14 protein-coding genes are annotated in these 14,063 nt (G+C 64.0%); 7 read left to right on the plus strand and 7 right to left on the minus strand.

The window, feature by feature from the left end:
* From KHO41_RS04830 to KHO41_RS04850, 5 genes are all read right to left on the minus strand, one after another.
* A complete protein-coding gene (locus KHO41_RS04830) occupies positions 1-1,461 on the minus strand; it encodes a 2-hydroxymuconic semialdehyde dehydrogenase (RefSeq protein WP_211952173.1) in 1,461 nt (486 codons plus the stop codon).
* Between the two features lie 61 nt (positions 1,462-1,522).
* Positions 1,523-1,954: a GlcG/HbpS family heme-binding protein gene (locus KHO41_RS04835; RefSeq protein WP_211952309.1), complete on the minus strand. Its 432-nt coding sequence runs from the start codon at positions 1,952-1,954 to the stop codon at positions 1,523-1,525.
* Between the two features lie 8 nt (positions 1,955-1,962).
* Positions 1,963-2,910, minus strand: a complete 948-nt coding sequence (locus KHO41_RS04840; protein WP_211952174.1) for a catechol 2,3-dioxygenase — start codon at positions 2,908-2,910, stop codon at positions 1,963-1,965.
* A gap of 48 nt (positions 2,911-2,958) precedes the next feature.
* Positions 2,959-3,282 (minus strand): 2Fe-2S iron-sulfur cluster-binding protein, encoded by a 324-nt coding sequence (locus tag KHO41_RS04845; RefSeq protein WP_211952175.1) that lies wholly within the window; start codon positions 3,280-3,282, stop codon positions 2,959-2,961.
* A 38-nt stretch (positions 3,283-3,320) separates the two neighbouring features.
* Positions 3,321-4,700, minus strand: a complete 1,380-nt coding sequence (locus tag KHO41_RS04850) for an MFS transporter (RefSeq protein WP_211952176.1) — start codon at positions 4,698-4,700, stop codon at positions 3,321-3,323.
* Between the two features lie 778 nt (positions 4,701-5,478).
* On the opposite strand from KHO41_RS04850, the gene benC reads away from it, so the two are divergent.
* The 6 genes from benC to KHO41_RS04880 all read left to right on the plus strand — a co-directional run bounded on the left by benC (position 5,479) and on the right by KHO41_RS04880 (position 11,069).
* Entirely contained in the window at positions 5,479-6,498 is a 1,020-nt protein-coding gene (gene benC, locus KHO41_RS04855; protein WP_211952177.1) for a benzoate 1,2-dioxygenase electron transfer component BenC, read from the plus strand.
* 94 nt (positions 6,499-6,592) lie between these two features.
* Positions 6,593-7,033 carry a bacteriohemerythrin gene (locus KHO41_RS04860; RefSeq protein ID WP_211952178.1) on the plus strand — a complete coding sequence of 147 codons (441 nt, stop codon included), beginning with the start codon at positions 6,593-6,595 and terminating at the stop codon, positions 7,031-7,033.
* 65 nt (positions 7,034-7,098) lie between these two features.
* Positions 7,099-8,496, plus strand: a complete 1,398-nt coding sequence (antA, locus tag KHO41_RS04865) for an anthranilate 1,2-dioxygenase large subunit (RefSeq protein WP_211952179.1) — start codon at positions 7,099-7,101, stop codon at positions 8,494-8,496.
* Positions 8,493-8,984, plus strand: a complete 492-nt coding sequence (gene antB / locus KHO41_RS04870) for an anthranilate 1,2-dioxygenase small subunit (protein ID WP_211952180.1) — start codon at positions 8,493-8,495, stop codon at positions 8,982-8,984. The genes antA and antB overlap by 4 nt, the downstream gene beginning before the upstream one ends.
* A 200-nt stretch (positions 8,985-9,184) precedes the next feature.
* Positions 9,185-10,198 (plus strand): AraC family transcriptional regulator, encoded by a 1,014-nt coding sequence (locus tag KHO41_RS04875; RefSeq protein WP_211952181.1) that lies wholly within the window; start codon positions 9,185-9,187, stop codon positions 10,196-10,198.
* A 40-nt stretch (positions 10,199-10,238) separates the two neighbouring features.
* On the plus strand, positions 10,239-11,069 hold the full coding sequence (locus KHO41_RS04880) for an alpha/beta hydrolase (protein ID WP_211952182.1): 831 nt from the start codon (positions 10,239-10,241) through the stop codon (positions 11,067-11,069).
* A gap of 54 nt (positions 11,070-11,123) precedes the next feature.
* On the opposite strand, the gene KHO41_RS04885 is transcribed toward KHO41_RS04880, so the two are convergent.
* Both KHO41_RS04885 and KHO41_RS04890 read right to left on the minus strand, forming a co-directional pair.
* A complete protein-coding gene (locus KHO41_RS04885; RefSeq protein WP_211952183.1) occupies positions 11,124-11,555 on the minus strand; it encodes a GNAT family N-acetyltransferase in 432 nt (143 codons plus the stop codon).
* Between the two features lie 116 nt (positions 11,556-11,671).
* Entirely contained in the window at positions 11,672-12,763 is a 1,092-nt protein-coding gene (locus KHO41_RS04890) for a porin (protein WP_211952184.1), read from the minus strand.
* 368 nt (positions 12,764-13,131) lie between these two features.
* Between KHO41_RS04890 and KHO41_RS04895 the strand changes: the two genes are divergently transcribed.
* The gene (locus KHO41_RS04895; protein WP_211952185.1) at positions 13,132-14,058 is read left to right on the plus strand and encodes a bestrophin family protein; all 927 of its coding nucleotides are present in this window, start codon (positions 13,132-13,134) and stop codon (positions 14,056-14,058) included.
* Positions 14,059-14,063: the final 5 nt, after the last annotated feature.

Genomic DNA, 14,063 nt, shown 5'->3' on the forward strand with positions numbered 1-14,063 from the left:
TCAGAACTTGATCATCACGTTGCGCAGCTCGGTATAGAACTCGAGCGAATGCACGCCGCCTTCGCGGCCGATGCCGGACTGCTTGGAGCCCCCGAACGCCGTGCGCAGGTCGCGCAGGAACCAGCTGTTGATCCAGCACAGGCCCACGTCGATCTTTGCGGCGAGCCGGTTGGCGCGGCCGATATCAGAGGTGTAGATCGACGTGGCCAGGCCGTACGGCGTGTCGTTGGCCATGCGCAGCGCCTCCTCCTCGGTATCGAAGGGCTGGATATGGCAGCACGGCCCGAAGATCTCTTCGCGCACCACTGGCGAGGATTCCGGCAGCCCGGTCCAGATGGTGGGCTGCACCCAGGCGCCGTCCTTCAGGTCCGCCGGCATGTCGGGGACGCCACCGCCCGTGACGATGTTGGCGCCCTCTTCGCGCGCCTTCTGGTAGTACGACAGCACCTTCTGGCGGTGTTCCTGGCTGACCACGGGGCCGATCTTCGTGGCGGGATCATCCGGGCGGCCCGGGATCATGGCTTCAGCCTTTTCCTTGAGCGCGTTGACGAACTTGTCGAAGATCGGACGCTCCACGTAGACGCGTTCGGTGCCCAGGCAAACCTGGCCGCAGTTCTCGAACACCGAACGCGTTACCGTATCCACTGCCACCTGGAAGTCGCAATCGGCGAACACCAGCGCCGCATTCTTGCCGCCGAGTTCCAGCGAGACCGGCCGGATGCCATCCGCGCCGGCCTTCATGATGGCCGTGCCCGTGCGGGTCTCGCCGGTGAAGGTAATGCCGTTGACATCGGGATGCGAGGTCAGGAAAGCGCCGGCCGAATCGGGCCCAAAGCCTTGCACCACGTTGTAGACGCCCTTGGGCACGCCTACCTTGTTCATCACCTCGCCGAGCAGCGCAGCCGTGCTGGGGGTCTCTTCGGACGGCTTGACCACCACCGTGTTGCCGCACGCCAGCGCGGGACCCACCTTCCACGTCATCAGCAACAGCGGCAGGTTCCACGGGCAAACCACCGCGATCACGCCGCGCGGCACGCGCAGGCCGTAGCTCAGCGCCGTGCGCCCGTCCGGCGTGGCCATCCGGAACGATTCGGTAGCAGCGTTTTTGATGGTATCGGCGAAGATCTTGAAGTTGGCCGCACCACGCGGAATATCGACATGCGATGCGAGGTGGTTCGGCTTGCCGGTATCGGCCACTTCGGCCGCAAGGAAATCGTCGAAGCGACGGTTGATTTCATTGGCCACAGCGTCCAGCAGTTCGACACGTTCGACCACGGAGATTTTTCCCCAGGGTCCTTCGAGTGCTGCCTTCGCGGAAGCCACGGCAGCATCGACTTCGGGCTTGCCCGCCTCGTACACGGTGCCGATCAGTGTGTTGTCGATCGGCGTACGCTTCTCGAAGGTCTTGCCGCTGGCGTTCCTGACGTACTCGCCGTTGATGAAGTTGAGGATGTCTTTCATGATGGTTCTCGCATACAACAGTGATTTGACTTCGCAGCGGGCCTGGCCCCGGTCCGCGCGTTCATGCGCTCAGGCCGATCGCCGTCAGCCCCGCACGCGCGCAGACTTCGTCCTCGTGCTCCGATCCGCCCGACACGCCAATGCCGCCGATGACCCTGCCGTCGTGCCGGATCGGCAGTCCCCCGCCGAAGCAGACCATGCGCGGGCGCAACGGGATGCCAGTGCGCAAGGCCGGCGAATGCGTCGCGAGCGCTTCGGTCCAGGCACCGGTCGGAAGGCCGAAGCCGGCCGCCGTATAAGCCTTGTCGATGGCAATGTCGATCGAATGCAGGAAGGCACCCGGCATGCGCAGGAAGGCGGCAAGGTTTCCGCCCGCATCGACCACGGCGATATTGACCCGCACGCCGGCCTCTTCCGCCCAGCGTGCCGCGGCCAGCACGGCGGCGCTGGCTGCCTCCCAGTGCACGACTTCTTGTGGCGTACTGATCTTCATCGTCGTCATCAGGTGAACACCGACAGGAAGGCTTCGTTCAGCTTGCGATCGTGATAGAAGATCCCCGCCCCCAGTTCCTGTTCCCACCAGGTGATGGTGGGCTTGTCGGGGTAGTAGACATAGCCGCCGCAGAAGACCTCGTTGCGATTGCCGGAGGGATCGAAGAAATAGATCGTCTCGCCGCGCGTGATGCCGTGGCGCGTCGGCCCGATGTCGATCGATGTACGCGTACGCGAAATGATGTCGCCGGCGCGCAGCACCTGTTCCCAGCTACCAAGATGGAACGAGGCGTGATGGAACTTTCCCTTGACCGGCTGGCGGATGAAGGCCACGTCGTGAGCCTTGTTCGAGCAGCTCAGGAACGCCCCGATCATCAGCGACTTGTCGGGGCCCGCCATCACCTGCTCGGCAACGCCGAAGCCCAGCACCTTCGTGAACAGCTCGACGGTGCCATCCAGGTCGTCGCCATACAGCAGGCAATGGTCGAAGCGTGACGGCGCCATGCCGCGCAGCCCGTCGGGCCAGGGGCGCGGATTGATGTCCGGACCATCCTCGCCGCAGTCATTGCCGACCTTTTCCTTCTTTGCGTAGAGCTCCATGACGTGTCCGGTCGGGATCACGAAGCGGAACCGCACACCCGTGGCCGGATGCTCGCCGGCGGGAATCCATTCGAGGTTGGTGCACAGGCCCGATTCCTTGACCGCCGCCGCTAGCGCTTCGAGCGAGCCGTGGGAATCCACCAGCCATCCCATGTAGTCCATACCGGCCTCGTCGGCCTCGCGCAGCACCACGCTGTGGTGGTCATGCTCGTCCCAGGCCTTCAGAAAGACGCGGCCTTGGTCATCGCGCGCCACCTCGATCAGCCCCAGGACCTCGGTATAGTGCTTGAGCGCGGGTCCCATTTCGAGCACGCGGATCGCCACGTGCCCAGGGCGGAGTACGCCTGTCAGTGCCACTTGATATCTCCCAGTTCCATTCAATGTCCCGTACCTGTCGCCGGATACTTATGCCGACGAGGCACACCGGCCGGCAACGATGGCGCTCGCCATCCTGCCTGCCACCTCCACCTTCATTTCGCTGCGCGGATAAGCCTTGCAGGCCAGCGCAAAGCCTTCGCGCTGCTCCTGTTCGCTCAGCACCGCGCGGCTCGCCTTTTGCTGTGTGAAGCTGCCCGACAGCACCCTGACCTTGCACACACCGCAACCGCCATTGCGGCAGCCCACCGCAATTCCCTTGCGGCCAAGCTGCTCCATGGCACGCAGGACGCTGCTGTCTTCCCCACAAGCAAAGACTTCACCCGTGTTCTCGATCGTGATCTGATGCCGCATCAAGCCCTCGCTCGCCGCGCCATGCGGCGCGGCCGGTGCTATGCCTTCACGTTGGCGCCGACGCCCTGTACACCGTGCTGGACACCCGGCGCGCCGCCTTCGGCGATATGCATCGATGCCGAGCGCTTGTGGTTGATCAGCCCCGTTGCCACTGCCGCCAGCAGCGCCGGAATGCCGATCGCCAGGAAGTTCTGCTGCAAGGGCAACTGCAGGCTGACCAGCATGCCGATCACGATCGGCGCCAGGATCGCCCCGGCGCGGCCCACGCCGAGCATCAGGCCGATGCCGGTCGAGCGGATCGACATGGGATAGAACTGGCCGGCATACGCGCTGTTGACGATCTGGGTACCGATGGTCGATGCCCCGGCGAGACCCACCAGCAGGTACAGCAGCTCGGTGGACACCTTGTATCCAAGCATCGAGATCGAGAATGCGGCGAGCACGTACATGACAACCAGCACCCACTTGATGTGGAACTTGTCGGCCAGCCAGCCGCCGCCCACTGCGCCGATCATGGCGCCGAAGTTCAGGACCAGCACGAAGGTCAGCGCCGAACCGAGGCTGTAGCCTGCGCTCGCCATCAGCTTGGTCAGCCACGAGCTGAGCGAATAGACCATGAACAGGCAGATGAAGCAGGAGATCCAGAACATCACCGTGCTGAAGCCACGGCCTTCGCCGAACAAGTGGCGGACGGGCGCACTGTCGACCTTGTCTTCGCTGGGCACGACGAAGCGATCATCCGCGCGCGGCACGTAGGTCGGGTCCATCCTGCGGGCGATCCGTTGCAGCTCGTCGCGCCGGCCGCTCTTGATCAGGAAGGGGATCGACTCGGGCATCCACTTCAGGACCAGCGGAATCAGCAGCACCGGCATGCCTGCCGCGATGAACACCGACTGCCAGCCATATTGTTCGATCAGCCCCTTGCCCAGCAGGGCCGCCAGCATGCCGCCCACCGAATAGCCGCTGAACATCAGCGTGACCATGGTGCTGCGCACGCGGCGAGGCGAGTATTCCGTCATCTGCGCAATCACGTTCGGCATGACGCCGCCGATGCCCACGCCGGCAATGAACCGTGTCACGCCGAACATGATGGGATCGGAGGTCAGGCCTGCCGCCGCGGTAAAGACGCTGAACAAGGCAATGCAGAGCGTAATCGCCCAGCGCCGCCCGATGCGGTCGGCGATGGTGCCGAGGAACACATTGCCGAACATCATGCCGAACAGCGCCGAGCTGACCATCAGGCCTGCCTTGGCCGGCTCGACACCCATTTCCTTCATGATCGAAGGCAGCGCAATGCCCGCCACGGCCAGGTCGTAGCCGTCGAAGACGATGATCAACGCACACCAGAACAGCACGGCGTAGTGAAAGCCATTGAGCTTCGCTTCGTCAGCAAGCGCGTGTAGGTCTATTTGCCGCATGGAAACCTCGTTCGTAGTTAAGGCTTGGGGTCAGACACAGGACGTCAACCGGTGTCTGCGCATTGACTGGCTTGCTGGTCCCGGTCGGCAACGCTCGTCTCCGGTATCGGGATCGCCACCGCGGGTTCACTTGTGTGTAGCCGCACGTCGCAGGGCAACACCGCGCGGGGCACGCAGCGCGCTGCCACATCGAAACCCGCACACCGGTACCAGGGATCACGCTGGTGCCGCGCCCGCCTGGCAAGGGGTGCATGCCATCGAGGTTTGTGGGGTTGGTGTGAGGCAAGTCTAGGAACGCGGCGCCGTCGCGGCTATCCGGATATTGCAGGCGCCGCCCATGGTTCCGTCCGCTTTTTGCGCAATGGCCCATGGCTGTCCGGCGTTTGCACGCACACCGTGTTGCGCTGTCCGGTTCTTGCATCGCGCGGCTCGCCCGGCGCGTGCGCGCGGGCGCACGCAAGCGCTCTGCAAGGGTTTACACCGGACGGGTTAACACCGAATGGGGGCTGTGCAGGGCGCTCTGGCGCCGATGCGGCAGGCCTGGCCGGGCTGCGGCAGTCCGTTGGTGACCACCGTGCACGGCCAGGGAGTGCGCCTTCGCGCTGTACGTGCAGGACGAAGTACGGGTTGCGCATCCTTGCGCAAGAAGCGGACGGAACTCCGTGGCCTGCGTGCAATATCCGGATAGCCGCGCAACGCTCCTGTTTCTAGACTTCGGCTTACATCTGCGCGCCCCCTCAGCGCAGCACCGAGGCTAGAGAAGAATGGAGACCAGGCAATGAGCTACAACATCGCGCTCAATTTCGAAGACGGTGTCACCCGCTTCATCAACTGCAGTGGCGCCGAATCCGTGGTGGACGCCGCGTACCGCCAGGGCATCAACATCCCGATGGACTGCCGCGAGGGAGCCTGCTCCACCTGCAAGTGCCGCGTGGAAACCGGGACCTACTCGCTCGGCGACTATATCGAGGATGCACTCAGCAAGGAGGAAGCGACCAGCGGGTACGCGCTGGCCTGCCAGATGCGGCCCAAGTCGGACTGCGTGGTGCTGATCCCCACCGGGTCCGCCGCGTGCAATACGAAGCAGGAAAGCTATGCGACCCGGATTGCCGAGGTGCGCCGGCTCTCCGACAGCACCTTCTCGCTGGTGCTCGAGGGCGATGCGTTGAAAGGGCTGGAGTTCCTGCCTGGCCAGTATGCCAACCTGCAGGTTCCCGGCGAGGAGCAGCACCACCGCGCCTATTCGTTCAGCACCATGAACGGCGGCCGCGACAGCGTGTCTTTCCTCATCCGCAATGTGCCCGGCGGCCTCATGAGCAATTTCCTGCGCGAGCGCGCCCAGCCGGGCACCGCGCTGACCATGACCGGACCGTTCGGCAGCTTCTACCTGCGCCCGCGCGTGCGTCCGATCCTGATGCTTGCCGGCGGCACCGGTCTTGCGCCGTTCCTTGCCATGCTCGACAAGATCGTCGCGGAAGGCGGCAGTCCTTATCCGATCCATCTGCTCTATGGCGTCAACACGGATCGCGACATCGTCGAAGTCGAACGACTGGAAGCATTCACGCATCTGCTCCCCAATTTCACCTTCGCGGTCTGCGTGGTCGATGCCAACAGCGCACAGCCGAAGAAAGGGTATGTCACGCACCATATCGAGCCGTCCCATCTCAACGAGGGCGAGGTCGACATCTACTTGTGCGGGCCGCCTCCGATGGTCGAAGCCGTGGCGCAGCACCTGCGCGATGTAGACGTGAAATCGGCTTCGTTCCACTTCGAGAAGTTCTCGGCCAGCATCAGCTAGCGCGCATTGCGCCACTGACAGACAACGCCCTGCCCCGAAACGCATCGCCGCGGCGGCCAGCTTCCGCCGGCGGCCCCAGGCAAGAAACACGCCGATGACTACACCCACTGGCTTCCACTGGGACGACCGCTACCTGATCGGAAATCAGGCGATCGATCACGTCCACCACGAATTCGCCGCGTTGCTTGACACGCTGCTCACCGCCGACGATGCGACATTCCCCGCGGCGCTCGATGCCTTTGCCTGTCATACCGAGGCGCATTTCGAGCTCGAACAGGACCTGATGGAGCGGTACGCCTTCCCCGCCCGCGACTGCCATGTCGAGGAGCACGACAAGGTGCTGGCCTCGATCCGGGAAGTACAGGCGCTGGTCGCCGGTGGCGATCTCGAAGTGGGCCGCGAGCTGGCCCAGGCGCTCGCTGACTGGTTTCCAGGCCACTCCGACTACCTGGATTCCGCCCTCGCCATCTGGATCGTCAAGAAGACCGCAAACGGCGCGCCGGTGGTACTGCGGCGCTCGATGCAGCGAACCTGACCTCGCGAGGCGGCGACCAGCGCCGCCGATCGCTTCACCCACATCGCCCGTCCATAGGAGACAGCATGACCACCATCGCCAGAACCGCCAAAGAGTGGCGGGATTTCGTCACAGGATGCCTGGACTTCCGTCCGGAAGAACGCGTCTATCGTGTCGCGCGGGCCATGTTCACCGAGCCCGAGCTGTTCGATCTCGAGATGGAACTGATCTTCGAGAAGAGCTGGATCTACGCCTGCCATGAAAGCGAAATCCCCAAGCCGCACGACTATGTCACCATGCAGGCCGGCCGGCAGCCGCTCATCATCACCCGCGGCGCCAACGGCGACCTCAACGCGCTGGTCAACGCCTGCGCGCACCGCGGCGCTACGCTGACGCGCGTCAGCGCCGGGCACCAGTCCACCTTCGTGTGCTCGTTCCACGCGTGGACGTTCCGCTCGGACGGCAAGCTGCTCAAGGTGAAGGCGCCTTCCGAGTACCCGGAAGGCTTCGACCTTTCCAGCCGCAACCTGAAGAAGGCGCGTATCGAAAGCTACAAGGGCTTCGTCTTCGTCAATCTCGACACCGAGGGCACCAGCTCGCTGGAAGACCAGCTCGGCGATGCCAAGGTGTTCCTGGACCTGATGGTCGCCCAATCGCCGACCGGCGAGCTCGAGGTACTGCCTGGCAAAGGCCACTACACCTACGCGGGCAACTGGAAGCTGCAGAACGAAAACGGCCTGGACGGCTACCACGTCAGCACCGTGCACTACAACTACGTAGCAACGGTGACGCACCGCATGGAGATCAATGCCAAGAAGGGTGCGGACATGAACAACACGCTGGACTACCGCAAGCTCGGTGCCGGCGACGCGGCCACCGACGACGGCTGGTTCTCGTTCCCCAATGGCCACAGCGTGCTGTTCAGCGAAATGCCCAATCCCGAGGTGCGCCCGGGCTACGCGACCATCATGCCGCGCCTCGTCGAAGAGTACGGCCAGCAGAAGGCCGAATGGATGATGAACCGGCTGCGCAACCTGAACATCTATCCGAGCCTGTTCTTCATGGACCAGATCAGCTCGCAACTGCGCATCATCCGCCCGGTCGCCTGGAACAAGACGCAGATCCTCAGCCAGTGCATCGGCGTCAAGGGCGAATCGGACAAGGACCGGGAGAACCGCATCCGCCAGTTCGAGGACTTCTTCAACGTATCCGGCATGGGTACGCCGGATGACCTGACCGAGTTCCGGGAGGCCCAGCGCGGCTTCCAGGGCCGCGTGGAGAAGTGGAACGATATCTCGCGCGGCTGCGACAAGTGGATCACGGGCACCACGCCCAACGCCGAGACGCTCGGCATCAGGCCAAGCCTGACGGGCGCCGAACTGACGCACGAAGGCTTGTACGCGAACCAGCACAGCGCCTGGCGCGATGCCCTCGTCAAGGGACTGGACGCAAAGATCAGCAATGAGGAAGGAGCGATGAAATGAGGTCAGACTTGCAACAGAGCGTGGAGCAGTTCCTGTACCGCAAGGCGGAACTGTGCGACCAGCGCCAATGGGTGGACTACCTGGAGCTGTTTGACGAGAACGCTGAATTCCACATTCCGCAGTGGGACTCCGAGCATGTCTATACCACCGACCCGAAGCGCGGCATGTCGCTGATGTACTACGCGGACCGCACGGGCCTGGAAGACCGGGTGTTCCGTATCGGCACCGGCAAGTCGGCGGCGTCGACCCCGCTGCCGCGCACGCTGCACCAGGTCAGCAACGTGACGATCCAGGAAGTGTCGGACTCGCAACTGGAAGCCCGGGCCAAGTGGGTGACCCACGTTTACCGGTTTGGACAGTCTTCCTATTTCTATGGCAATGTCACCTATCTGCTGAAACCGGTCGGCTTCAGCTGGCTGATCCTGAAGAAGCATGTGGTGCTTCTCAACGACACCATCGATTCGGTGCTCGACTTCTACCACGTGTAAGCCGCGCGTATCACACCGGGGCGGCGCGCCACATGGCCCGCCCTGTCCGCCCTTCAACCCGTGCGACGGTGCCGCACCACTACCCCGGTTGCTCGACCTGCACCGCCAGACAAAACAAGTACGACAAGTGGCAATCGCCCCCTCTTCGATCCATCGGGTCAGCAAGGGAGCATCAAAACTAAGCCACGTCAGGAGGAAACATGTCTTTGTCCCCAAAGGCGCTGGCGCTTTCCGCACTGTATCGGAACTGCCTGTTCGCATCCGATGCCCACGTGGACGCGCACGAACACGTTGCCAACGAGCTGGCCGACCATGTCTTGCGCTGGAAGCACGGCGCCCCGGATTCGGCGATGTTCAAGGGTGAACTCAATCACCTGAGAATGTATGTGCTGCGCTATGGCGCAGGCGTGGAAGTCACGCCGAGGCCGTTCGACGACTTCTCGCTGGTCCACACCTCGCTCTCGGGCGGCGTCGAGATTGAATGCGACGGCCATACGCTGAGCGTGGCAGAAGGACGCACCGCGGTGCTGGCGCCCAAGCGCCGCATTCGCCTGCGGTGGCTGCCCGGCACCCAGCAACTGATCGTGCGGGTGCCGAACGTGCTGATGGAACTCGTCGCCAGCCCGGAGCGGGCCGAGGCCGGCCTGGTGCCTGGATTCATGCTGCCGCGCAGCCTGGGCTCGCAATGGGACCTGATCGCGCAATCGCTGCTGAACATCCTGTCGATGCCGGGCGATACGCCCGCCAAGCAGGACTGGGTCGAGCATTTCGAACGCAACCTTGCCCTCTTCATCCTCGCGCACCAGCCCGACCGGCCCGAGGACACGATGAGCCTGCAGCGCCCGCCGCATCCGGTGCTGCCCGGCAACGCCGGGGCTTCCGGCGGCGGCATCAAGCAACTCGACGCCGTGCTTGAATACATGGACTCCCGCCTGTGCGCGCCGATCTCGCTGGAGGATCTGGCACGCGTGGCCGGCGTCAGCTATCGCACGCTCAATGCCCTGTGCCATCGCTACTATGGCGCCACGCCCATGGAGCTGCTGCGCAATATACGGCTCGACGCCGTGCGGGCCAGGCTGCTGGTCGACCCCACCGCGAGCATCACCGAAACCGCACTGGCATTCGGCTTCGGCCACCTGGGACGGTTCGCCAACTACTACCACCAACGATTCATGGAGTTGCCGCGCGATACGCAAAAACGGCTGGAAGGCTGATTCCGGCCGCGGCACCCGACCATACCAGACTGGAGAAGTCATGCAGCACGTCTACCGGCACATGGACCGTCCGATGCTGGACGCCGCCTACAACAACACCAAGGCCGTCCGCGATTTCCCAGGCGTCTACGCCGGCTTCCAGAGCCGCAGCGCAGCGCTCTACGCGCGACGGCCATGCCGGCGCGATCTCGCCTACGGACCGGGGCCGCGCCAGCACTTCGACTGGTTCCCCGCGGAACTTGCCGATGCGCCCGTATTCGTCTTCATCCACGGCGGATACTGGCAGAACTGCACGAAGGAAGATTTCGCCTTCGTGGCCGAAGGGCCGCTGGCGCTCGGCTTTCACGTGGTCCTGGCCGAATACACGCTGGCCCCTGAAGCCTCGATGACGCAGATCGTCGCGGAGATCGGCAGCCTCATCGACCACCTGGCTGCGGATCGTTCCGCGCTGGGCATCGCCGGCAGTCCGATCTGCCTGAGCGGACATTCCGCCGGCGGGCATCTCACCGCCATGTACCGTTCGCACCCGGCGGTCACGCACGCCATGCCAATCAGCGCGCTAGTCGATTTGGAGCCGATCAGCCTATGCTGGCTCAATGACAAGCTGCAGCTGACCGGCGAGGAGATCGAACGCTTCAGCCCGATCCGTCACATCAAGGCCGGAGTGCCCACGCTGGTCACGGTGGGTGCTGCCGAACTGCCCGAACTCGTCAGGCATTCGCGCGAATATGCCGCTGCCTGCGAGGCCTTTGGCGAATCCGTCAGGTACCTGCCCGTCGACGGTTGCGACCACTTTTCGGTGCTGGAAGAGCTTGCCTTGCCCGATGGCAGCCAGATGCACGCACTGGCCGGGCTCATCCACGCACGCTAGCGCGGCTTGCCGGCTTCACGACAACGTGAAGCCGGCGCTGTGACGAGAGGCCAGTCAACGCAAGATGCGCGGAAATTCGAAACACGCTTGTGTTTCGCCGCACGCGTGCACGAGACGCATGCCCGCCTTTCCCGCGATATGCAGCATCGCAGCGTTGCTCGACAACAGGTGCATGCGCAAGTGGCCAATGCCTGATTGGCCACCACACGCAATGGCGTGCGCCAGCAGCATGGTCGCGACACCGCGCCCGCGCGCGCCGCGCAGCACCGAGATGGCGTACTCGGCGACGCGCGCCTTCGCTGCATCCGCGACGTTCGCGAAATGTCCCACCCCGACGAGTTCCCGCTGGTCGCCGCGAACACCGAACACAGTGTCGCGGCCAAAGTCGATGCGATCCACGTAAGCTTCGATCGTAGGGTTCTTCACCGGACAGTTGAAACGCAGCAGGCGATCGTTGTCATCAAGGGCCAGGAAATGCTGCAGCAATTCTGCGCGCGCATCGGGGCCCAGTTCGACAACTGAAATAGCAGAGCCGGCTCTTTGGGATCTGGACATGGTGACGAGAAGGCCTGCCTGCGACAGGCCGATCCGCGTTTCAATCGTCAGAAGATGTGCTTGACGCCAACCATGGTGCCCAGCTGGTTGCCCCCGGGGGCGGGATTGGAGCCGGTCGCGCCGCCGCTTACCGAGACCGCGAGGTTGCCATAGTTGTTGATATAGCCGGCCGTCAGGTAGGCCGAAGTCCGCTTGGAGAAAGCGTACGTACCCCGCGCGGCATACAGCCACGCCTTGTTGTCGCTGTTGTGGTACCGGAGGCAGAAGATTTCGCCATCCACGCTGAACTGCGGCGTGACGGCATACGACACGCCGCCGAACCACAGATCGCTGCGCGGCGTCGGACTGCCGTCGTTGTCGCGCCGGATCACGCCCGCTCCGATCTTGGCAGCGCCGATCACACCGTAGCCGTTGATGGACAGACGGTCATCCTTCATCGAACTCCTGACCAGGCCGCCGAAGGCACCCGGGCCGCCACGCTGCGAGTCATAGGACACCGCCACGCCCCAGGCCTTGGCATCGTACTTGAGCAACGCCGACCATTCGCGGCAAGCGCGTGCGTCGGCCGGGTTTTCGCCGGCGCAGTTCGTTCCGGACGGGCTCGGGCCGGCATTGACCGTGTCGCGGCCAAAGCTGTAGGTCGCACCCACGGTGAAGCCGCCGAACGTACCCTTATAGGCAATCGCATTGTCGGCGCGCGCATTGGGCAGGTAGCTGTCGAGTGACGACGAACCGTAGATGTTCGGTCCGAGCATGTCGGCCTCGAGGTTCGACCAGAACAGCATGGTGTACTGCCGCCCCACGCTGACCTGACCCCAGTTGCCTGACAGGCCGACCCACGCCTGGCGGCCGAACAGCCTGCCGCCCTGGTTGGCGACGCCGCTGTCCGGCGCGAAGCCGGACTCCAGTACGAACGCGGCCTTGAGGTCGCCGCCGAGCGCTTCGGTTCCGCGCATCCCCCAACGAGACGGCACCGTGGCCGTCAGGTTCGGCAGCCGGACCAGGCTGTTTTTGGCAGCACCGACGTTGTTGACCCACTCGACACCAGTATCGACAACACCATACAGCGTCACGGATTGCGCGGACGCAAGCAAGGGGGCCGAAGCTGCGAGCGCAGCGGCCCATTGATGGACTCTCATGATTCTCCCGTTGTGATTCGACTTCGAATGTGTTGCGCAGTCGCGGCGCACACAGGGATGCGAAGCCGCGCGTCATTGCGAGGCCAAGTCTAGGAATGCGTGACGTGCGAAGCTATCCGGTATCGGCAGCGGCGCTGCATGATCTCGTCCGCTTCTTGCGGGCAGCACCAGCAATATCCGCGGATTGCACCGGCCACCATGCCCGCTGTCCGATCCTTGCGAGACGGGCGGAAGATCACCGCTGTCGTCTGTCCAGGACGTTGGCGATATGCCAAGATCTCCGACAGCACCATCGCTCGCATCTTGCTGATGTGGCGATACCGCATAGCGCAATCGGATGTCTTCACCACGGGCGGTACAAGAGGCCTATGATCGTTCGTCCCCGCCCCAGCCTGCTGCAACTGTTCTTCATTGCACGCGGGTCCATCATCGGCCAGATCCTGCCGCAGCTTGCCACGGTCTTCGCCGTGTCGGCGTGCGTGGCCTGGGTACATGACACCCATCCCGACTGGCTGCCGCGCTTCACGAGCGCGCCGTTCACGCTGCTCGGCATTGCGCTGTCGATCTTTCTTGGCTTTCGCAACAATGCGGGCTACGAGCGTTGGTGGGAGGCTCGCAAGCAATGGGGGCACCTGATCGCGATTGCGCGCCGCTTTGCCCGGCAAGGCCAGCTGCTCGCGAACGCGCCGCCTGCGGGCGACCCCGCGCTGCGCGAGTGCCTGCAGAAGCTCACCATCGCCTTTGCGCATGCGCTGGTGCTGCACCTGCGCCCGGGGCAGGATGATGCGCGGGTACGGGCATGGCTGGACCCGGAGACCCTGGCTTCCTGCGATGCAGGCAGGAACCGTCCGGAGATCCTCCTGCGCATGCTCTCATCGAAGCTCGCACAGGCCTGCAGAAACGGCACGCTCAGCGACATCCAGTATCAGCTGCTCGAGCAATCGGTCGGCGAAATGGGCGCGGTGCATACCGCCTGCGAACGGATCGCGACCACGCCGGTGCCCTTTGCCTACACGCTGCTGCTGCATCGCACCGCCTACCTGTTCTGCTTCCTGCTGCCGTTCGGCCTGATCGACGCGCTGGGCGTGGGCATGCCTGTCATGACCGTGCTGGTCGCGTACACCTTCTTCGGCCTCGATGCACTCGCCGGGGAACTCGAACAGCCTTTCGGCGAGCGGCCCAACCACCTGCCTATCGGGGCCCTGGCGACGACCATCGAGATCAATCTTCGCGAGGCGCTGGGCGAGGTCGATCTTCCGCCCATGCCCGAGCCTGCGCAGTACGTGCTGATGTAACGGTA

Origin of the sequence: Cupriavidus numazuensis (assembly GCF_905397435.1) — a bacterium.
In the GTDB taxonomy this organism is placed as follows: domain Bacteria; phylum Pseudomonadota; class Gammaproteobacteria; order Burkholderiales; family Burkholderiaceae; genus Cupriavidus; species Cupriavidus numazuensis.

Bases quoted from the DNA above. Each gene is read 5' to 3' on its own strand.
- KHO41_RS04830 (WP_211952173.1), bottom strand. From the start codon at position 1,461: ATGAAAGACATCCTCAACTTCATCAACGGCGAGTACGTCAGGAACGCC.
- KHO41_RS04875 (WP_211952181.1), top strand. From the start codon at position 9,185: ATGTCTTTGTCCCCAAAGGCGCTGGCGCTTTCCGCACTGTATCGGAAC.
- antA (WP_211952179.1), top strand. From the start codon at position 7,099: ATGACCACCATCGCCAGAACCGCCAAAGAGTGGCGGGATTTCGTCACA.
- KHO41_RS04890 (WP_211952184.1), bottom strand. From the start codon at position 12,763: ATGAGAGTCCATCAATGGGCCGCTGCGCTCGCAGCTTCGGCCCCCTTG.
- benC (WP_211952177.1), top strand. From the start codon at position 5,479: ATGAGCTACAACATCGCGCTCAATTTCGAAGACGGTGTCACCCGCTTC.
- KHO41_RS04880 (WP_211952182.1), top strand. From the start codon at position 10,239: ATGCAGCACGTCTACCGGCACATGGACCGTCCGATGCTGGACGCCGCC.
- KHO41_RS04835 (WP_211952309.1), bottom strand. From the start codon at position 1,954: ATGAAGATCAGTACGCCACAAGAAGTCGTGCACTGGGAGGCAGCCAGC.
- KHO41_RS04845 (WP_211952175.1), bottom strand. From the start codon at position 3,282: ATGCGGCATCAGATCACGATCGAGAACACGGGTGAAGTCTTTGCTTGT.
- KHO41_RS04860 (WP_211952178.1), top strand. From the start codon at position 6,593: ATGACTACACCCACTGGCTTCCACTGGGACGACCGCTACCTGATCGGA.
- antB (WP_211952180.1), top strand. From the start codon at position 8,493: ATGAGGTCAGACTTGCAACAGAGCGTGGAGCAGTTCCTGTACCGCAAG.
- KHO41_RS04895 (WP_211952185.1), top strand. From the start codon at position 13,132: ATGATCGTTCGTCCCCGCCCCAGCCTGCTGCAACTGTTCTTCATTGCA.
- KHO41_RS04850 (WP_211952176.1), bottom strand. From the start codon at position 4,700: ATGCGGCAAATAGACCTACACGCGCTTGCTGACGAAGCGAAGCTCAAT.